The following is a 17,997-nucleotide window of genomic DNA, read 5'->3' as shown; positions in this document are numbered from 1 at the left end:
GAGGGCAAACCGGATACCGCGATGATGACCATGACCCGGCGTCCCGGCACCGGTCGTCCGGTGCCCGGCTGCCGGGGATCGTGCTGTCGGCCGGGTGCGGACCCGCTCCGGCGCAGTGCGGTGCACATGCGACGCGGAAGCCGGGGCACCGGCGGTGGTACGCGTGAAGGCGAGCGGTCCCCACAGGGGGGCGATCTGCGTGCGGACCGAAGGGCCGGATCGGCCGAGGACCGCTACCTGTCACTGCGCAACAACTGCGGCATGCGTCCGGACCGGCTCAGGACCCGTTCTGGGGTCGGCCGAAATCCGGGCGGCAGCACTCTCTGGTCTGGCCGCAGACGGTTGGATACAGGTGGTGCATACAGGTGGCCGGGCGGAGCAGGGACCTGCCCGACACCACTTCAGTGTACGTCCGACCCTGCCACCTGCGGCCATGGTGCCAAATGCTGACATTTCGCCATGCTGGATTTCCCTCGCCGAGTTGCCGCGGGAGCGTCCCGGCCTGCCCTCAGCGGTCGACCGCGGTGAGGTCCACCCGCCAGTCGTTGCACCGGATCGGGTTCCCCGGCGGGTACTCGAAGTCGCAGACGGAGACCAGGGTGAAACCGGCCTTGCGGCAGATCGCGTTCGAGGCGGGATGGTCGACGGACGGGTACGCGTGCAGGGATTCGTGCGTGCGCCGGGCAGCGGCGTCGGCGATGACCGCCGTGGCGGCCGCCACCGCGATCCCCCGGCCCTGGTACTCGGGCAGCACGCCCCAGCCGGTCTCGTACACCGGTTCGCCCTGCCAGACCCGGTCCCAGTACCCGATGGTGCCGACCGTCTCGCCCTCCGGGAGCAGGACGACGCTGAACATCCGTCCCGTTCCCGCAGCTTCGGTGTCCAGGTAGCGCCGGTGGCGTACGAGCAGCTTCTCCTCGGGCTCGGGACCGCCCAGGTGCTCCGTCATCTCCGGGGAGTTCGTCAGCCGCAGCAGCTCCAGATCCCGCTCCGCCCAGGTCTCGAGCCGCACCCGCACCCCGGCGACCGCGTCGCGCCGTTCGGGCATCCCGCCGGTTCCTCTCCCCGGATCCTGAGCCGTCACCCGCCCGCCCGGTGCTCCTGGGGGCGGATGCCGCGGACCCGCTTGAAGGCGGTGCTCAGGGCGAACGCGCTTCCGTAGCCTACCTTTCTGGCCACGGAACCCACCGTGGCATCGGGCTCCCGCAGCAGGTCGGCGGCGAGCGACAGCCGCCATCCGGTGAGGTACGCCATCGGCGGCTCGCCGACGAGTTCGGTGAACCGCCGGGCGAGCGCCGCGCGCGACACCCCGGTCTTCGCCGCGAGCGTGGCCACCGACCACGCGTGCGCCGGGTCGTCGTGGAGCAGACGCAGCGCCCGGCCCACCACCGGGTCGGCCAACGCCACGTACCAGGTGGGTGCTTCGGCCTCCGGACGGGAGAACCACGCCCTGACGATGGCGATCAGCAGCAGGTCCAGCAGCCGGTCGAGGAAGACCTCCTGGCCCGGCTCGTCCCTGACGATCTCCTCGCTCAGCAGGGCGACGAGCGGGCAGTCCCAGGAGTCGGCGGACAGCACCAGGAGCGTGGGCAGGGCTTCCAGCAGCCGCCGGCTGATCTCGCCGTCCATCGCATAGGTGCCGGAGAACATCATCGTCGCGCCGTCCGGGCGATCGCCCCACATGCGCAACCCCAAGTCCATGACCCCGCAGAGCGTTTCGCCCGCCGGGGTGGTGGAGAGCTGGCCGGGGTGGATCACGATCTGCGGGGGTGTGTCCGGGGTGTCCGCGACGGTGTACGGGTCCGGGCCGCGGACGACGGCGACATCGCCGGCGCGCAGGCACACCGGGGCGCCGTGCTCGGGCAGCACCCACGCCTCGCCGCGCACCAGGGAGAGCAGCGTCAGCGGAGCGTGGTCCTCGATCCGCAGCGACCACGGCGGGTCGAGTATCGACCGCATCAGGAATGCGCCCCGGGCCCGGGGCCCGTCCAGGAGACCGGCGAGTGCGTCCATGGCTCTCAGCCTAGACGCCCAGGTGGACGCACGCGTATGGAGTTGAGGGTCTGAATCATGGCCGGTCCCGGCCGTTGCGACTTGACTTTCCTCATGACCGATCAGCCGCACGGCGGTCCGGCGGTCCGCTGAGGGAGGTTCGACGATGGACGAGTTCCGCACGGTGGCGCTGGTGGCCGCCACGCTCACCACCGGGTTGATCGCGGGCCTGTACTACGGCTTCGCCTGCGCCGTCATGCCCGGTCTGCGCAGGACCGGCGACCGGACGTTCGTCGACGCCATGCGGTGGATCAACGTCCGGATCCTCAACGGCTGGTTCGCCCTCGGTTTCGGCGGCTCACTGGTGCTCACCGTCCTGGCCGGGGCGCTGCACCTGCCCGGGGACGCCCCGGACGGTCCGCTGCCCTGGATCGGCGGCGCGGCCGCCCTGTACGTGCTGACGCTGGTCTCCACGTTCGCCGTGAACATCCCGCTCAACGACGAGCTCGCCGCGGCCGGCGACCCGGGATCGGCCGGCGCCTCCGCTCTGGCAGCGGTCCGCGAGCGCTTCGAGACGCGGTGGGTCCGCTGGAACCTGCTCCGCGCGGTGGCCGCCACGGGCGCGCTCGGCTGCCTGATCTGGGCGCTGGTGCTCTACGGGCGGGCCACACCGTAGGTCCTGTCGCGGGCCGGGGCACCGACAACCGGGGTCGGTCAGGGCGGCGACCGCGAACGGTGCGGTGAAGGCCATGTCGTGGCCGCTGTCGAACGTCGATCCGTTCAGGTGGTAGCCGGTCACGATGCCGGCGGGGTTGCCGCCGGTCTTGGTCCTGATCCAGGCGTTGAGCTTACGGGCCGAGGCGAGGGACGCCGGGAGAACCGTTGGCCGATCGCGGCGAACGGCCCTCCCGGGGCGCCCCGCTACCCCACGTCCAGATGGTCGAGATCGGGTGCGCCGGTCGCCGTGGTCGCGGTCACCCGGACGGTGTTGGTCCCCGCGTGCAGCGCCGCCGTCAGCGTCGAGTCGGCCCAGGTGTTCCAGTCCCCGGTGCCGTTGAACGCCCTCGCGGACACCACGGTCGTGCCGTTGACCGCGATGTCCATCGGACGGTTGACCGTGGTGCCGTTGGCGTAGCGGACGGCCAGCGGTACGTTGCCGGCGGCCGCCGCGTCGACCGTCCATTCCACGTAGGCGCCGGACGCGTTGCCGGTGTTGACGAAGCCGGTCCCGGTGTACCCGGTGTGATCGGAGTCGACGGTGCTGCCCGCGGAGAAGGCGGCGGTCTCCGCCTCGTAGCGGGCCGGCGGCGGACCGGTGCTCGCGGTCGCGTACCCGGACCCGATCCAGGTCTCGTCGATCCGCAGCCGCTTGTAGCGCGCGGTGTCGGTCGAGGCGGCGTAGGTGCTGGTCACTTCGAGGCGGACATGGCGGGTGCTGACGGCCGGGATGTCGATGGTCGCGACCCCGCGGGCGCTGGGCAGGGTGCCGGACTTCACCGGGCTCCCCACGTGCTGCCGTCGCTGCTGACGTACACGTTGTAGCCCTTGATGCGCGCCGACTGCTCGGTGGCGGAGCGGGCGTAACTGACCGAGTCCTCCCGCTGGTTGATGCCGACGTAGCGCACCGGCTTCGACGCTCCGAGGTCGAAGTCGAGCCGGACGGGCAGCGTCTGGTTGCTGTCCCAGTACGTCAGATAACTGCCGTCGGCCGCCGCCTGAGCGCCGTGTCCGCTCGCCGAGGCGCTGGCGCTCATCGTGTATGAGGAGGCCGGTTGGATCCCCGTGCGGCCGTCGGCGGTCACCTTGAAGACCGTGTCGTACGGGTCCCAGCCGCCGAGCCCGGTCAGCGTGAGACTGCCGCCGGACTGGCTGAAGGCGATGGGCGCGCCGGTGCGCAGGTTGCTGACGGCGGAGATCCGGTACCCGTTGTCGCGCAGCCGCAGGGTGCTCGTCGACGGCGGGGTGATCACGTGGATGTACTGCCGGCCGGGGTCGGACGTGCTGATGGTCGTGACGCCGCGGGCGCCGTCGTTCCAGGCTCCGGGCTGCAGGCCGCCGTACAGGTAGCCGCCGCCCTCGGTGCCGTGCAGCGATTCCCAGATCGGGTTCAGATAGCCGTTGGCGAAGGTGTTGAAGGCCTCCTGGTTCGACGGGAACCTGCCGTTGACCTGCGCGGTCTCGGCCATCAGCGCCTTCACGGACGATCCGGCGTTGGTGACCAGCCGGCCGAGGGTGAGGGCCCGGTCGACGGCGGGGTTGGAGCCGTCGTACCACCAGGCCCCGGTGGAGGGCAGTTTGAAGTCGGCCTCGGTCAGCCGGGGGCCGGCGGTGTAGAGCGCCTGCGGGTAGTCGTACGCCGGGGACATGCCGGTCTTCTGCTCGTTGCTGATCATGTCCATGATGGGCGTGTCTTCGTTGTTGTTGCTGATCGTGTAGTTGGGGCGCTGCTGGTAGATCTGGGCGTAGAGGTCGTGGCTCTCCCAGTAGGCGTTGTCGTTGTCGATCCAGAAACCGCCCAGCGTGGGATAGCGGTTCATGACCTCGAAGAAGTTGTCGTAGGAGAACTCTCCGAAGCCGTCACGGGTGGTGAGGTCGACGGTCTTGCCCTTGTACGCCGAGTACGCGCCCGAGTTGAGCCACTCATGGCCGCCCTCGGAGTGCCACTGCGGGTCGTCGGACATGTAGAGGATGACCTTCAGGCCCTTCGCGCTCGCGGCGGTGATCAGCTCGCCGAGGAAGTCGCGGTGGGTACTGCAGCTGCCCGGGATCGCCGACGGCCACGGCCGGGCGTAGCCGAGCCGGCTGTGGAACGTGGCGAGCACCAGGTACTGCGCATGCAGCTTCTGGGCCTCGTTCACCCAGTACGCCGGGGTCCAGCCGCCGTTGGTGACATCGGACTCCCACTGGGCGCAGTCGGTGTGCGCCGGGGCGGTGCGCTCGCCCCAGTGCAGGAACAGCCCACTGGTCGAACTGCGCAGGAAGTCCTGCCGCGGGTTCTGCAGATCGGCGCGCGCCGCGGTGCCGGGCAGCAGCAGGGCGCCGAGGATCAGCGCGACCACGGCCAGCAGCCGCACGAAGGTCCTCCGGTCCGTCCTCCGGTCCGCGTCTCTGTGCATCGCGTTCATACCGGACCGTCCAGGTAGTCGAGGTTGGGGCAGCCCGCCGCGGTCGTCGCGGTGGCGCGGATGGTGTTGGCTCCCGCGCGGAGCGGGACCGCGACGACGGCGGTGTGCCAGGTGTTCCAGCTGCCGGTGCCGCCGAAGGACGTGCCGGCCGGAACCGTGGCGCCGTTGACGGTGAGGTCCATCGGACGGTCGGCCGTGGTGCCGTTGGCGTACCCGAGGGTGATGTCCGCGGTGCCCGCCTGCGCCGCGTTCACCGTCCACTGGACGTAGGCGCCGTCCGCGTTCGCCGAGTTCACGAACCCGGTCCCGCTGTAGCCGGTGTGGTCGGTGTCGACCGTGCCGCCCGCGGAGTACGAGCCGTCCTCCGCCTCGTACCGCGCGGCGGACGGCGGCGCGCAACCCGTGGTCGAGCCGGTGGCGTTGACGCGCAGCGCCCCGCCGGTGGTGTTGGCGCTGTTGGTGACGCAGTACCCGGTGAGGCTCTGGAAGCCGAGGTCGTAGGGGCTGTTGGTGCCCCGTTGGGCGGTGAAGTGGTCGAACGTCACCGTGCTGCCGGTGTTCGCCAGGACGGCGGGCCGGCCGTCGTTGGCGGCGAAGCGCACCGAGCTGTCGGTGAAGGTGATGTGGTCGGCGTTGTGCAGGTACCAGCCGTAGGCGGGGCGGGTGCCGATGCTGTTCGGGTTGTAGTCGGTGGGGTTGTTGGACGGGACGGTGACCGCCGTGGTGCCGCTGCCGCCCGGGACGGTGATGTTGACGTTCCGGAATGTCACGCCGTCGATGTGGTTGCCGCCGGACTCGCCCCACAGGGTCGGGCTGAAGGCGGACGAGGCGCCGGTCGCGGTGATGTCGTCGTAGGTGATGTCCCTGATGTGACCGACACCTGGGCTGTTGCCGCAGCGTTTTCTCGTGCCGATCTTCTGCATGATGGGTGAGCGCACACCGGTCATGGTGATGTCGCGGTAGTGGACGTCGGAGATGTCGGCGCCGTCCATGGAGACCATGCCGAGGCCCGACTTGTCGGCGCCGGTGATCGTGATCGCCTGGAACCGGTAGTCGGTGAAGTCCCCGCAGGTCTCGGAGCCGAACATCAGGGCGTTGCAGCAGCGCGCCGACAGATGTGAGTCCTGCACGACGACATGGCCGTTGGGGAGCTTCGCGCCGAGCGCGTAGTCGCTCTTGAAGACGAGCGCGTCGTCGTTGGCGGCGATGTCGGCATGGGTGATGACGGCGTTGGTGGTGCTGATGATGTTCCAGCCGTCCCGGTCGCTCGCGGTGTCGATCGTCAGACGGTCCGAGGTCACGTTGGAGCAGCCGTTGATGAGTGCGGCGAAGTGGCCGCCGCGGCGCAGGGTGATCCCGCTGAGGGTCAGGCCGTTGCAGCGCGTCAGCGAGACGATCTTGTCTGCCTCGCCCGCCTTCGGATTGCCGGTGATGAGGTTGCCGCCGCCGTCGATCGTCCCGGATCCGGTGAAACCGATGTTGGTGAGCCGGTCGCCCCAGATCATGGCGTCGTGGAAGTGGCTGTGCCCGAAGTCCTGGTACCCGTCGTAAGGGTTGGACTCCGCCGCGTCGTAGGTGTCGGCGCTGGAACCGGTGAGCGTGGCGCCCGAGTCCAGCTGGAGGGTCACATTGCTCTTGAGATGGATCGAGTTCGCCGACTTGTAGCTGCCCGAGGGGAAGCGGACGGTGGCTCCGCCGGCGGCGTTGGCGGCGGTGATCGCCTTGTTGACGGCGGCGGTGTCGTTCGTCGAGCCGTTGCCCGTCGCGCCGTAGTCGCGGACGTTGAACTCGGCGGCCACCCGGGCCGCCGCGCCGGGTGCGGAACCGGGTGCGGAACCAGGTGCGGAACCGGCCGGGCTTCCCATGGCGGGTGCCTGCGCCAGTCCGAGGAAGACGAACAGGGCGAGTCCCACCAGAACAGCGATGCGCTTCATCACGTCACTCCCCGGCCTTCGGCGAGCCGCTGCCGGTGGTCCTCCGGAGCTGCTCGTTCATGATCAGGAAGGCGCCGAGGCCGTGGAAGTCGTTCGTGGCCCGGGTGCGCCCGATGTAGTAGGAGTAATCGCCGACATTGGTCCCGATGGAGACGTCGGAGAGGTCGGTCCGGCCGTCGCCGCCGAGCGCGACCTTGGCCAGCACACCCTGGTAGCCGCGCTGCGCCACCGCCGCGTAGTGCGGGTCGATGTAGCCCTGCTCCGCCGCGCGGGACAGGGTGAAGGTGAACATGCTGGAGCAGGACGTCTCGGTCCAGTCGTCCGCGTGGGTGCCCTTGTCGGCGACCTGGAACCAGCGTCCGGTGGCCGGGTCCTGGTAGTGCTCGATACCGGCCGCCAGGTTGCGCAGGATGGTCAGCAGCCGGTCCCGCCGCGGCTGGTCGGCCGGGATGGTGTCGAGGACGTCGACGGCCGCCATGCCGTACCAGCCGACCGCCCGGCACCAGTACTCCGGGGCCAGTCCGGTGGACGGGTTCGCCCAGCTCGCGGTCTTCGACTCGTCGTAGGCGTGCTTGAGCAGGCCGTTCGGCTGCTGGAGGTGGGTTCCGTAGACCACCAGTTGCTTCGTCGTCTCGTCGTCGGCGTACGCGGCGTCGTTGAACTCCCGCCCGTACTCGACGAGGAACGGGTTGACCATGAACGTGCCGTCGGCCCAGAGCTGGTGGGCGCGGCTGTCCGAGGTGGAGTGCCAGAAGCCGCCGTCGGAGGTCCTGGGGTACGTGGCGAGCCGGTTGCGGATCTTGGTGGCGGCCGTCTTGTACTTCGCCTGGCCGGTCTCGTGGTGCAGGATCACCAGCAGCCGGCCGGCGAGCATGCTGTCCAGGTTGTTGAAGCTCTGGCCGATGGTGCCCTTGCTGTCGACGAACCGGTCCACCCAGCTCTTGATGTACGCCAGGTCCTTCGGGTTGTGGGTGCGCTGGTAGACGAGGTACTGGCCGTAGAGGTAGAGGCCTACGGGGTACGACCAGCCGCCGATCTGGCCGGGAGTGAAGCGCGCCATCGTCGAGTCGGTCATCGCGACCGACCAGTCGGTACCGGCGGCGGAGACGCCGGGGGCGGACATCGAAGCCGGGGCCAGGGCCGGAGCCGGGGCCAGGGCCGGAGCCGGGGCCGAAGCCGGCTTGGGTACAGCGGCCGCCGGTGGACCGTTCAGCGCGACAAGCGCGGCACAGGCCGCGAGCGCGGCCGTCAGAGCACGTAATCCGTTCATGATCCCCTCACCCTGAATCCCCTGCATTGGGGGCCGATCGGGTAGCAAAGGTTGGACCTTTAAGCGGAATCTAGCAGCGCTGAAATATCTGTCAATAACCCTAACAATTATCGTCGAACCAACAACTGGCTGGATCTTTGACCCTTGGAGTGACCCCTGAGACGAACCAGCGCCTCGATGATTCGGACATGCCAGACATCAGATGTCGGATGTATTACCAAGAACCATAAGTCGCCAGAAATGCGACGCGCGGGGACGATGAGTTCTGCGGCAGCGGGTCGTCTACCTCACAGACGGCCGCGCCCGAACTCCGCGCCGGGCAGGCACCGCGAACAGCTGGAAGGAACCCCCCATGCTCTCCACCGACTACGTCCCGGGCGCGCCGAACTGGCTCGACCTCGCCAGCCGCGACATCCCGGCGTCCGCCGCGTTCTACAACGCGGTCTTCGGCTGGGACTTCCGGTCCGCCGGCCCCGACGCCGGCGGCTACGGCATGTTCGTACTCGACGGGAAGACCGTCGCCGGCGTCGGACCGATCATGGCCGAGGGCGTGGAACCGCGCTGGACGCCGTACTTCATGTCGCCCGACGCGGACGCCACCGCCAAGACCGTGGAGCAGGCGGGCGGCGCCGTGCCGTTCCCGGCGATGGACGTCTTCACGATGGGCCGGATGGCCGTCTTCACCGACCCGGCCGGCGCCGCGTTCAACGTCTGGCAGCCCGGTGACAACAAGGGCCTCGACCTGGTGACCGCCGACAACGCGCTGTGCTGGGTCGAACTGCACACCACCGACGCGGCCGCCGCGAAGACCTTCTACCACCAGGTCCTCGGCTGGGACTACAACGACGCCCCGATGCCCGGCATGACCTACACCCTCATCCGCCCGGCGGGCACCGACGCCGAGGCGGAGCACGGCGGCCTCATGGAGCTGCCCCCGGGCGGCACCGGGCCCGGCAGCACCCCGAACTGGCACCCGTACTTCGGGACGGCCGACTGCGACGCGACCTTCGCCACGGCTGTCGCGCACGGGGCCACCGCCATCATGCCGCCGGACGACGCGCCCGGGGTCGGCCGGCTGGCCATGCTCCTGGACCCGGCGGGCGCCCAGTTCGCCCTGCTCACCGGCGAGGCGCCGGACGCCGGCTGACCACACCCACCGACGGCCGTCCCACGGCAGGAACGCTCACCGGCACCCGCTCCCACGGGGGAGGGGGTTCCGGTGAGCGTTCGCGTCGCGGGCCATGCGGTCACGTGCCCGGATGCCGTCCACATCAGCCGTGCCGGTCCCGTCAGCCGTCTCTGTCCCGTCAGCCGTGCCGGTCCCGTCAGCCGATCGGCAGGCCGGTGTAGTTCTCGGCGAAATCGGTGGCGGCGGCCGTGGACCCGGCGATCCGGTCGAGCTGGGCGGTCTGCAGCCGGGTGGTGAACGGCGACTGTCCGGGCTCGTTGTGCAGTGTCGTCGTCAAGAAGTACGAGAAGTGCTCCGCGCGCCACACCCGGCGCAGACAGGTCCGGGAGTAGGCGTCGAGCAGCTCCGACGACCCGGTGTCCCGCAGCGCCGCCAGCGCCCGCGCCAGGACGATCACATCGGCGGCGGCCAGGTTCAGGCCCTTCGCACCGGCCGGGGGCACGATGTGCGCGGCGTCCCCGGCCAGCAGCACCCGCCCGTACCGCATCGGCTCGGTGACCGAACTGCGCATCGGCAGCACGGACTTGGCGGTGATCGGCCCCCGATCCAGCTTCCAGTCGCCGTCGATCGCGAAGCGCGCGTCGAGCTCGTCCCAGATCCTCGCGTCCGGCCAGTCGGCGGGATCCTCGCCGTTGGGCACCTGCAGATACAGCCGGCTCACCAGGGGCGAGCGCATGCTGTGCAGCGCGAACCCGCGCGGTGAGTGGGCGTAGATCAGCTCGTCGCACGACGGCGCCACGTCGGCCAGGATCCCGAGCCACGAGTACGGGTACACCCGCTCGAACGTCTGCCGTACGCCTTCGGGGATCGCGTCGCGGGCGACGCCGTGGAAACCGTCGCAGCCCACCACGTAGTCGCACTCCAGGGTCCGCTCGCGGCCCTGGTGAGTGAAACGGATGACGGGCGTGCCGGTGTCCGCGCCCTCGACGGCGGTGGCCCGCGCCTCGAACAACAGCGGTGCGCCACCGTCCAGTCGCAGGGCTATGAGGTCCTTGACCACCTCGGTCTGGGCGTAGACCATCACCCGGCGCCCGCCGGTGAGGGACGGAAAGTCGATACGGTGCGCCCGGCGGTCGAACCGCAGCTCGACACCGTCGTGGACCAGCCCCTGCCGGTCCATCCGCTCCCCCGCCCCGCACGCGCGCAGCGCGTCCACGGTGGCCTGCTCGAGGATTCCCGCGCGCTGCCGCTGCTCGACGTAGGCGCGGTCGCGGGCCTCCAGGACGACGCTGTCGACGCCTGCCAGCTGGAGCAGCCGCGCCAGCAGCAGTCCGGCGGGACCGCCGCCGATGATGCCGACCGTGGTGCGCATCAGCGCTCCAGGACCAGGGCGAGCCCCTGCCCCACCCCGATGCACAGGGCCGCGAGCCCGGTACCGCTGCCCGCGGCCTTCAGCTGGTGGGCGACGGCACCGGCGATACGGGCGCCGGACGCGCCAAGCGGGTGGCCGATCGCGATGGCGCCACCGCGCGGGTTGACGACCGCCGGATCGAGGCCGGGCCATTCCGCGAAGCAGCCGAGGGCCTGGGCGGCGAACGCCTCGTTGAGCTCGAAGGTGCGCAGGTCGCCGAAGCCCCGGCCGGCCCGCGCCAGCGCGCGGTTGACGGCCTCCACCGGGCCGAGCCCGAAGTACTGCGGTTCGATGCCGGACACGGCGCTCGCCCGGATGCGGGCCAGCGGCTCGCGGCCGGTGGCCGCCAGCCCCTCCTCGTCGGTGATCAGCAGAGCGGCGGCGCCGTCGTTGAGCGGGGAGGCGTTGCCCGCGGTGACGGTGCCGCCCGCACGGAAAACCGTCTTGAGCTTGGCCAGCGATTCCACCGAGGTGTTGTCGCGGATCGTCTCGTCCCGTACGAGGGCGGTGCCGTCGACGGGGACGACCTCGGCGTCGTACAGCCCGTCCTTCCAGGCGCGCGCCGCCTTCTCATGGCTCGCGACGGCGAAGGCGTCCTGCTGCTCGCGGGTGATGCCGTGCTTGTCGGCGATCAGTTCCGCGCCCTCGCCCAGCGGAATCGTCCACGCGGGTTCATGGCGCCGGTTGACCATGCGCCAGCCGATGGTCGTGGAGTACATCTCCTGATGGCCGGCCGGGAAGGCACGGTCGGGCTTGGGCAGCACCCACGGAGCGCGGCTCATCGACTCGACGCCACCGGCGACGGCGATCGACACGTCCCCGAGGGCGACCGCCCGGTACGCCTGGACCACCGCTTCCAGCCCGGACGCGCACAGCCGGTTGACGGTCACGCCCGGCACCGAGACCGGCAGGCCCGCGAGCAGCACGGCCATCCGCGCGACATCGCGGTTCTCCTCGCCCGCGCCGTTGGCGTTCCCGAGGAAGACATCGCCGATCCTGGCCGGGTCCAGTTCCGGCGTGCGGTCCACCAGCGACCTGAGGACGTGTGCGGCCAGGTCGTCGGGGCGGACGCCGGACAGCGCGCCGCCGTACTTCCCGACGGGGGTGCGGACGGCGTCGACGATGTAGACGTCACGGGTGTTCGACACGTTCGGCACGCTCGCCATATGGGTCACCGGTCCCTTCCTGCGGCCTTCGGGGCGCGGCGCGGAGAGTTCTTCGCCGGCGTCGGGTGCAGGATACCGAGCCGGGTGATCACCACGACCGGCGCCCGGCGACCGGATCCGCGGAGGCTCACGCCGGTTGGCCGCGGACTGCCGGCGGCGCAGCGGCGACCTGGCGCGCTACATCACCACCGACCAGACGGTCCGCGACATGGACCTGTTCCGTTCGCTGCTCGGCGTCCGGAGGATCACGTACTACGGGCCCTCGTACGCGACGATGATCGGCGCCTACTACGCGACGGAGTTCCCCCAGCGCGTCGAACGGGTCGTGCTCGACAGCAACATCGCGTTCACCGGCAGCTGGGAGGCGTTCATGACAGGCCAGCCGATGAGCTTCCAGCGCCGCTTCGAGCAGGACTTCCTGCCCTGGCTCGCGCTCCACGACTCCGTCTACCACTACGGCACCACCGCCGCCGCGGCGAAGGCCCACTGGGAGGACTCGCCTTCGCCGCCACCTGCGCGGCCTGGCCGTCGCCCCCGGCACCCGAGGTGAAGGTCACCGGCGCGGGACTGCCGACGATCCTGATGGTCAACTCCGTGCACGACCCCGCGACGTCCTACGAGGGCGCCGTCGCGGCACACCGGCAGCTGCGGGGCTCACGCCCGGTGACGGTCACCGGCGGCGGTGACCACGGCCAGTACCTGAACGGCAACGCGTGCGTCGACGGCATCGTCACCGGCTATCTGCTCACCGGCGCCGCTCCGGCCCACGACACCAGCTGCCCGGCGAACCCGCTCCCGGCGCCGGGCCCGGCGCTGACGAACTCGTACGCCCTCAGCTGAGCGGCCGCAGCACCTCGGCGACCTGTTGGATCCCGGTCCTGTGGGTCTTGACCCGGTCCACCAGATCGCCGAGGGCGACCGTGTCCGGCAGCGTCTTCCAGCCCGCCGCGGCGCAGTACGAACGGGTCATGGCCATCGCGTAGAACTCGTTCATCGGCGATTCGAGCGGCGGGCACACGGTCAGGGTGTGCAGCAGCGCGGCGGCCCGCCAGGCCGTGTCGTGGCCGGGGCTGTCGGGCGCCATGACGAGGTCTGAGGCATGACGCGCTATGGCGGCCTCGATGCCCGAAGGGTCCCAGACCGTGGGGTCGGACGGCAGGTGATGGGCCAGGACGTTCCAGGCCCAGGTCAGGTCGATCTTCACCGAATTCCTCCGAGGATGCCCCGGCATTGAGACCGGGGAGGGATCGGACTCCTGCGGAGCAGGTCAGGAGACGGGTACATCGCCGTCAGGGCGATTCATCATCTGCCTGGGGTTGCCACGCTGAACCTCCAGGCGATGAAGGATTTCGGAGTTGAGGGACCGTCGGGCCTTCTTTGCCTCCGCGGCCAGCCATGCGTGGAGGGCTGCGGGGAGCCTGAGCGTGATACGCACTTCGTCATCCACGCACCCGATCGTAGTAGTAGTTTGGTGTCATGGCGACACCACCGGAGGCGGCGGGTGCCGGGTACGCCCGGTACACCTACCGCCTACGCGTGTCGTCCACCGCGCTTGCCGCCTTGTCAGGGGAATGGGAGCGCTGCCGATGGGTCTGGAACGAATGCTGCGCCCGCTCCCAGAAGGCCGACCGGGAGGGCGAGAAGTGCGGTCCGGCCCGGCTTGACACCATGCTGACCGAAGCGCGCAAGGGCTTGGAATGGCTTCGTGAGGGCAGCAGCGTTCCGCGGCAGCAACTCATCCGCGACTTCGGAAAGTCCCGCGCCAAGGCCTTGAAGGACATCAAGGCGCGGCTACCGATGCGCCGGCGGGCCGGGATGCCGAAGTACAAAAAGAAGAACTCGGAGGATCCGAGCCTGAACTACACGCGGCGCGGTTTCCGCCTCAAGAGCGGGAAGCTGTGTCTTGCGGGCGGCATCACCCTGACCGTGGTCTGGTCGCGGGATCTGCCCGCAGATCCTACGAGCGTGCGGATCTACCGGGACAGGCTCGATCACTGGTACGCCTCGTTCGTCGTCCCTGTCCAAGTGCAGCGGCTTCCCGCCACGGGCAACGTGCTCGGCATCGACTGGGGAGTGAAGGAGACCACGACCAGCGACCTGCACGACCTCCCCTATACCGGGCATGAGAAGAAGGCCGCCAGGAAGCGGCCGACGCGGCTATCTCCTCGACGAAGCGCGAGCTGATCAACATGGCGCGCAAATACGGCCGCATCGTCCACCTGGTGCACCCCGCTCACACCAGCATGGACTGCGCGCAGTGCGGAGCGAGAACCAAGCACGCACTGCCTCTTTCGGAACGTACCTACACCTGCACCGCCTGCGGAGCCGTATCCCCCAGGGATAAGAACTCCGCCCGCGTGATGCTGCTCCGGGCTGGCCTCAACCCGGCTGGTGCTGATCGTGCAAGACCTGACGGACCGCCGGTCCACAGGCAACGTGAGCCGGCAATCCCCCTCCCCTAGGAGAGGGAGGAGTCAAGACTTGGGGCCGAACCTCTCCTGGACGTACGCCCAGTTCTCCTCGTTGTTGAAGTCCGCCGCCGCGGCCAGGAACCGGTCACGGTTCTCGTCCAGCTCGCGCCTGGCGGCCTCGGTGATCAGAGCGGTGACCGTGGTGCCCTGCTCAGCGGCGCGGACCTTGAGTCGCTCGAGGAATTCCTCGTCAAGGCGGATCGTCACATGCTTCGACATTGCACCAGCGTACAGCGATAGTGCTGTACGCGGCGAGGGGATCGTCACGCGCGACGCGGCGAGGCCAGCAGGAAGCGGCCGGCCGCGCCGGCCGGATGCTCGGTGACCTGCCAGCCGGCCTGCTCCAGGGCGGTCGCGCAGGTGGCCGTAGCGAGCGCGGCGGACTCGGCGTCGCCGCCGGTCCACTCCACGCGCACGGCCTCGGGCTGCTGCGCGGGGCCGACCCGATATCCGCCCTCGCCCGCCACCGCCGGGGAGCAGCCGGCCGCCTCCAGTGCCAGGGCGGCGCCGGAGACGAGGTGGGCGCGTTCCCACGGGCAGGGCTGGTCGGTGATCCCTCGGTTGGTGACGCGGCGCAGCTCCAGGAGGCCTTCCCAGGCGACGGCGACCTCCCGGGTCCGGCGCGGATCGTCGGCCGTCGCCGGCTCGTCGCCGGTGCGCGCGGCGAACGTCTCCACCTCGGGCGGCGGGTCGGCGGGGCGCTCCGGCGGGGGCGCGAGCAGTTCGGTGCGCAGTGCGAGTCCGGCCGGGGTCAGATAGCAGCGATGGGGCGCGCGTGGGTGCTTCACGGCGAGCCCCTGGCCGCAGAGCGCGTCGAGCAGCGCCTGCGAGCCGCGGAGCAGCCCGGTGTTCGGGTCGGCGGCGGTGATCAGGCGGCGCTGGGCCACGGTCGGCTGCTTGGTCATGTCCACCCCCGTCCGGAGTCGGTCGTGCGGCGGGACGCGCGCCGGTGCTGCGGCCCGCTGTCCCGTGCGATGACAGTACCGACCGGCCGGCCGGACGCCTGTCCCGGCCGACTGTCCGAGGGGCGGAGCACACTGGAGTCATGTGCCGAAGCATCAAGACCCTCCGACCCCCGATGACCCCCGACGTCGATGACGACGACATCAGGGCGGCGGCGTTGCAGTACGTCCGCAAGATCTCCGGATTCCGCGCCCCGGCCGCCCACAACCGCGAGGTCTTCGACCAAGCGGTGGACGCGGTGGCCGAGGCCACCCGGCAGCTCCTCGCCGAGCTGACCGTGCGCGGCGCCCCGACGCCGTAACCCGACCGCCGCCGCGGCCGGCATCGCGGACAGCACCTGACCGCGATGCCTCCTGGTGTCAGACCCACAGGTAGCGGGTGATCCGCCGCCCGCCCGCGGTACGGGCGGACGGGCGGCGTACAGCGGAGGCCGGAACTCCGGTGGTCGGGGCGTCAGCCGATGGTGAGCCCGTGCCCGAAGGGGAAGAGCGGGTCGCCGGAGTCGTTGGGCATGTCCTCGTGGCCCGCTTCGACCTGGGCCATGGACCGGGGCAGTTCGAAGGGCAGCCGCCCCTCGGGCACGGCCCTGCCGAAGAGCACGTCCAGCACCGCCGCGTCGGAGGCCCCGAAGTTGCCCACCAGGGCCGCCGCCTGCTCCGCGATGCCGGGGATCACCGCCGGCCGGTCGAGGAAGATGTCGACGACCGTGGGCACCGCCGCGGCCACGTCGAGGATCGGACGGAGCTCGTCCTCGGTGAAGTCCAGCCGCCCGGCGCGGAAGAAGGATTCGAAGCCTTCGGTGCGCCGGTCGAACGGGGTCGCTATGCGCAGCACCGCGACATCCGCCTCCTGCGGGGTGGCGACCACGGTGCCGTAGCGCGCCGCGACCTCGGGGGCGACGCCCTCGGTGTACAGCCGCAGCCCGGCGGTGAGCGGCAGCAGCGGTGCGGCGGACGCGGCCGGGCGGTCGGTCAGTACGGTGACCGAGCGGCTCTGCGCCGCGGTGCCCGCGTCGCTGAACTCCTGGCTGCCGCAGATCCGGGCGGCCTCGTCCGGGTCCACGAACGGATCGTCGAACAGGCCCAGGACGAACTTCTCGCGCAGCAGCCGGACCGCCGACTCGTCGATGCGCTCCTCACTGATCCTGCCGCCGCGCACCAGCTCGATCACGAGTTCCGGGCAGGCCTCGCCGCCGAGCTGGTCGGCGCCGGCGTCCAGGATGCGCTCGACGCGGGTCAGCCGGTCCAGGTGCTCGGCGCCCCAGGCCCGGGCGGGGAAGGGCGCGCCGAAGATCTCGGAGTCGGTGACCAGTCCCCAGTCGGTGCAGACGATGCCGTCGAACCCGTAGGTGCCGCGCAACAGCCCGGTGATGACGCCCTTGTTGAAGCCGAAGCCGATCTCCTCGTACTCGGTGCCGACGGGCATCGCGTAGTACGGCATGATCTGCGAGGTCCCCGCCTCGAACGCGGCCTCGAAGGGGATCAGGTGGTGCTTGAAGTTGTCGCCGGGGTAGACCTGCTCACGGCCGTACGCGAAGTGCGCGTCCTCTCCGTTGAGCTGTGGTCCGGCGCCAGGGAAGTGCTTGGTCATCGCCGCGACGCTGGTGGTGCCGAGAGTGTCGCCCTGCAGCCCGCGGATGTAGGCGGCGACCATACGGGCGGCCAGTCCCGCGTCGGATCCGAAGGTGCCGACGACGCGCGCCCAGCGGGGCTCGGTCGCCAGGTCGGCCATGGGGTGCAGGGCGAGCCGGATACCGACGGCGAGGTACTCACGGCGGACGATGTCCGCGTGTCGCCGCACCAGTTCCTCGTCACCGATCGCGGCGAGCCCCGGCGGCTCGGGCCACAGCGAGAAGCCTTCGGTGTGCACGCTGGCGGCCGGGTTGTCCATGAACCCGTTGCGCGGGTCGGTGGAGATCGTCACCGGAATGCCGAGCCGGGTGGTCGCGGCGAGTGCCTGCAGGCGGTTGTTCCACTCGGCCATCCGGCGCGGGGCGGCGGCGCCGAACAGGTTGAAGTGGTTCATCAGCTTGCCGGTCACCATGCGGGAGGTGGAGGCGCGCATCGGGTCGTCGTCGGCGGCGCCGCTCTCGGGCTCGACGAGGGTGCCGTCGGGGTTGATCCCGACCATCGTCTGGAAGAGCAGCCCCGCCTTCTCCTCCAGCGTCATGCGACCGACGAGGTCGGCCGCCCGTTCGCCGGCCGGCAGCCGGGGGTCCTCGTACGGTTCCATGACGCCGTTGCCGTTCAGGTCCCGGAAGGGTGTGCCGTCGGGTGCCTGGAGCAGGGGTGCGCGGGTCGGTGGGCGGGTCGTCGGGTGCTGGGACACAGGGTTCGTTCCGTTCTGTCAGCTCGGTCGGCTCTGTCAGCTCTGTCGGCTCTGTCGCTTCGCACGCCGAGCACGAGCGCCGCCCGCCGTGCGGAAGGCCCGTCGGGTCGGCAGTGGGGCGCGCCGCCTTCCGGCCCGCGCATGACGGTGGTGCGGTCCGAGGGCACCGGCACCGGCACTTCCCCTCCGGAGTGCCGGGGCCGGTGTC

18 protein-coding genes and 1 pseudogene are annotated in these 17,997 nt (G+C 70.6%); 6 read left to right on the top strand and 13 right to left on the bottom strand.

Annotated elements, in window-relative coordinates:
- Nucleotides 1–508 precede the first annotated feature (508 nt).
- Nucleotides 509–1,048: a GNAT family N-acetyltransferase gene (locus LNW72_RS36400; RefSeq protein ID WP_250979301.1), complete on the bottom strand. Its 540-nt coding sequence runs from the start codon at nt 1,046–1,048 to the stop codon at nt 509–511.
- A gap of 32 nt (nt 1,049–1,080) precedes the next feature.
- On the bottom strand, nt 1,081–2,013 hold the full coding sequence (locus LNW72_RS36395; protein ID WP_250979300.1) for an AraC family transcriptional regulator: 933 nt from the start codon (nt 2,011–2,013) through the stop codon (nt 1,081–1,083).
- A 145-nt stretch (nt 2,014–2,158) separates the two neighbouring features.
- Between LNW72_RS36395 and LNW72_RS36390 the strand changes: the two genes are divergently transcribed.
- A complete protein-coding gene (locus tag LNW72_RS36390; RefSeq protein WP_250979299.1) occupies nt 2,159–2,668 on the top strand; it encodes an anthrone oxygenase family protein in 510 nt (169 codons plus the stop codon).
- 245 nt (nt 2,669–2,913) lie between these two features.
- Here the strand turns inward: LNW72_RS36390 and LNW72_RS41825 are convergent, their stop codons facing one another.
- The 4 genes from LNW72_RS41825 to LNW72_RS36375 are packed head-to-tail and all read right to left on the bottom strand — an operon-like array spanning nt 2,914 to nt 8,321.
- Entirely contained in the window at nt 2,914–3,489 is a 576-nt protein-coding gene (locus tag LNW72_RS41825; protein WP_308402092.1) for a carbohydrate-binding protein, read from the bottom strand.
- The gene (locus LNW72_RS36385; protein ID WP_308402090.1) at nt 3,486–5,108 is read right to left on the bottom strand and encodes an alpha-L-fucosidase; all 1,623 of its coding nucleotides are present in this window, start codon (nt 5,106–5,108) and stop codon (nt 3,486–3,488) included. Before LNW72_RS36385 ends, LNW72_RS41825 begins: the two co-directional genes overlap by 4 nt.
- A gap of 5 nt (nt 5,109–5,113) precedes the next feature.
- Nucleotides 5,114–7,051 (bottom strand): glycosyl hydrolase family 28 protein, encoded by a 1,938-nt coding sequence (locus tag LNW72_RS36380; RefSeq protein WP_250979298.1) that lies wholly within the window; start codon nt 7,049–7,051, stop codon nt 5,114–5,116.
- A gap of 4 nt (nt 7,052–7,055) precedes the next feature.
- Nucleotides 7,056–8,321 (bottom strand): glycoside hydrolase family 88 protein, encoded by a 1,266-nt coding sequence (locus LNW72_RS36375; protein ID WP_250979297.1) that lies wholly within the window; start codon nt 8,319–8,321, stop codon nt 7,056–7,058.
- A 352-nt stretch (nt 8,322–8,673) separates the two neighbouring features.
- On the opposite strand from LNW72_RS36375, the gene LNW72_RS36370 reads away from it, so the two are divergent.
- Entirely contained in the window at nt 8,674–9,468 is a 795-nt protein-coding gene (locus LNW72_RS36370) for a VOC family protein (RefSeq protein ID WP_250979296.1), read from the top strand.
- A 178-nt stretch (nt 9,469–9,646) separates the two neighbouring features.
- Here LNW72_RS36370 and LNW72_RS36365 read toward each other — a convergent pair whose 3' ends face one another.
- Both LNW72_RS36365 and LNW72_RS36360 read right to left on the bottom strand, forming a co-directional pair.
- Nucleotides 9,647–10,822, bottom strand: a complete 1,176-nt coding sequence (locus LNW72_RS36365; RefSeq protein ID WP_250979295.1) for a 4-hydroxybenzoate 3-monooxygenase — start codon at nt 10,820–10,822, stop codon at nt 9,647–9,649.
- Entirely contained in the window at nt 10,822–12,027 is a 1,206-nt protein-coding gene (locus tag LNW72_RS36360) for a thiolase family protein (protein WP_250980443.1), read from the bottom strand. The genes LNW72_RS36365 and LNW72_RS36360 overlap by 1 nt, the downstream gene beginning before the upstream one ends.
- Before the next feature lie 136 nt (nt 12,028–12,163).
- Between LNW72_RS36360 and LNW72_RS36355 the strand changes: the two genes are divergently transcribed.
- Nucleotides 12,164–12,577, top strand: coding sequence for an alpha/beta fold hydrolase (locus LNW72_RS36355; protein WP_250979294.1), 414 nt, complete (start codon nt 12,164–12,166; stop codon nt 12,575–12,577).
- Nucleotides 12,574–12,867 (top strand): alpha/beta hydrolase, encoded by a 294-nt coding sequence (locus LNW72_RS36350; RefSeq protein WP_250979293.1) that lies wholly within the window; start codon nt 12,574–12,576, stop codon nt 12,865–12,867. The genes LNW72_RS36355 and LNW72_RS36350 overlap by 4 nt, the downstream gene beginning before the upstream one ends.
- On the opposite strand, the gene LNW72_RS36345 is transcribed toward LNW72_RS36350, so the two are convergent.
- Complete coding sequence (locus tag LNW72_RS36345) at nt 12,860–13,231, bottom strand: hypothetical protein (protein ID WP_138355235.1); 372 nt, start codon at nt 13,229–13,231, stop codon at nt 12,860–12,862. The genes LNW72_RS36350 and LNW72_RS36345 overlap by 8 nt on opposite strands.
- Before the next feature lie 63 nt (nt 13,232–13,294).
- Nucleotides 13,295–13,462, bottom strand: a complete 168-nt coding sequence (locus LNW72_RS36340; RefSeq protein WP_374117438.1) for an Arc family DNA-binding protein — start codon at nt 13,460–13,462, stop codon at nt 13,295–13,297.
- A 41-nt stretch (nt 13,463–13,503) separates the two neighbouring features.
- On the opposite strand from LNW72_RS36340, the pseudogene LNW72_RS36335 reads away from it, so the two are divergent.
- Nucleotides 13,504–14,489 (top strand): annotated as a pseudogene (locus LNW72_RS36335) (RNA-guided endonuclease InsQ/TnpB family protein).
- Between the two features lie 12 nt (nt 14,490–14,501).
- On the opposite strand, the gene LNW72_RS36330 reads toward LNW72_RS36335, so the two are convergent.
- Together LNW72_RS36330 and LNW72_RS36325 are read right to left on the bottom strand one after the other, a co-directional pair.
- A complete protein-coding gene (locus tag LNW72_RS36330) occupies nt 14,502–14,717 on the bottom strand; it encodes a ribbon-helix-helix protein, CopG family (protein ID WP_138355234.1) in 216 nt (71 codons plus the stop codon).
- Between the two features lie 44 nt (nt 14,718–14,761).
- Nucleotides 14,762–15,403 (bottom strand): hypothetical protein, encoded by a 642-nt coding sequence (locus tag LNW72_RS36325; RefSeq protein WP_250979291.1) that lies wholly within the window; start codon nt 15,401–15,403, stop codon nt 14,762–14,764.
- A gap of 140 nt (nt 15,404–15,543) precedes the next feature.
- Here LNW72_RS36325 and LNW72_RS36320 point away from each other — a divergent pair, with 140 nt between their 5' ends.
- A complete protein-coding gene (locus LNW72_RS36320) occupies nt 15,544–15,762 on the top strand; it encodes a DUF2277 domain-containing protein (RefSeq protein WP_250979290.1) in 219 nt (72 codons plus the stop codon).
- Between the two features lie 152 nt (nt 15,763–15,914).
- Here LNW72_RS36320 and LNW72_RS36315 read toward each other — a convergent pair whose 3' ends face one another.
- Nucleotides 15,915–17,789: a glycoside hydrolase family 3 N-terminal domain-containing protein gene (locus LNW72_RS36315; protein WP_308402089.1), complete on the bottom strand. Its 1,875-nt coding sequence runs from the start codon at nt 17,787–17,789 to the stop codon at nt 15,915–15,917.
- Nucleotides 17,790–17,997: the final 208 nt, after the last annotated feature.

The sequence above is a fragment of the Streptomyces sp. RKAG293 genome (genome assembly GCF_023701745.1).
Taxonomy (GTDB): Bacteria; Actinomycetota; Actinomycetes; order Streptomycetales; family Streptomycetaceae; genus Actinacidiphila.
Note: the sequence above shows the minus strand (reverse complement) of the source record. Positions and strands in the feature narration are given on the sequence as shown.

Coding starts and splice junctions, on each gene's coding strand:
- LNW72_RS36400 (WP_250979301.1), bottom strand. CDS start 1,048: ATGCCCGAACGGCGCGACGCGGTCGCCGGGGTGCGGGTGCGGCTCGAG.
- LNW72_RS36395 (WP_250979300.1), bottom strand. CDS start 2,013: ATGGACGCACTCGCCGGTCTCCTGGACGGGCCCCGGGCCCGGGGCGCA.
- LNW72_RS36390 (WP_250979299.1), top strand. CDS start 2,159: ATGGACGAGTTCCGCACGGTGGCGCTGGTGGCCGCCACGCTCACCACC.
- LNW72_RS36385 (WP_308402090.1), bottom strand. CDS start 5,108: ATGCACAGAGACGCGGACCGGAGGACGGACCGGAGGACCTTCGTGCGG.
- LNW72_RS36380 (WP_250979298.1), bottom strand. CDS start 7,051: ATGAAGCGCATCGCTGTTCTGGTGGGACTCGCCCTGTTCGTCTTCCTC.
- LNW72_RS36375 (WP_250979297.1), bottom strand. CDS start 8,321: ATGAACGGATTACGTGCTCTGACGGCCGCGCTCGCGGCCTGTGCCGCG.
- LNW72_RS36370 (WP_250979296.1), top strand. CDS start 8,674: ATGCTCTCCACCGACTACGTCCCGGGCGCGCCGAACTGGCTCGACCTC.
- LNW72_RS36365 (WP_250979295.1), bottom strand. CDS start 10,822: ATGCGCACCACGGTCGGCATCATCGGCGGCGGTCCCGCCGGACTGCTG.
- LNW72_RS36360 (WP_250980443.1), bottom strand. CDS start 12,027: ATGGCGAGCGTGCCGAACGTGTCGAACACCCGTGACGTCTACATCGTC.
- LNW72_RS36330 (WP_138355234.1), bottom strand. CDS start 14,717: ATGTCGAAGCATGTGACGATCCGCCTTGACGAGGAATTCCTCGAGCGA.
- LNW72_RS36325 (WP_250979291.1), bottom strand. CDS start 15,403: ATGACCAAGCAGCCGACCGTGGCCCAGCGCCGCCTGATCACCGCCGCC.
- LNW72_RS36320 (WP_250979290.1), top strand. CDS start 15,544: ATGTGCCGAAGCATCAAGACCCTCCGACCCCCGATGACCCCCGACGTC.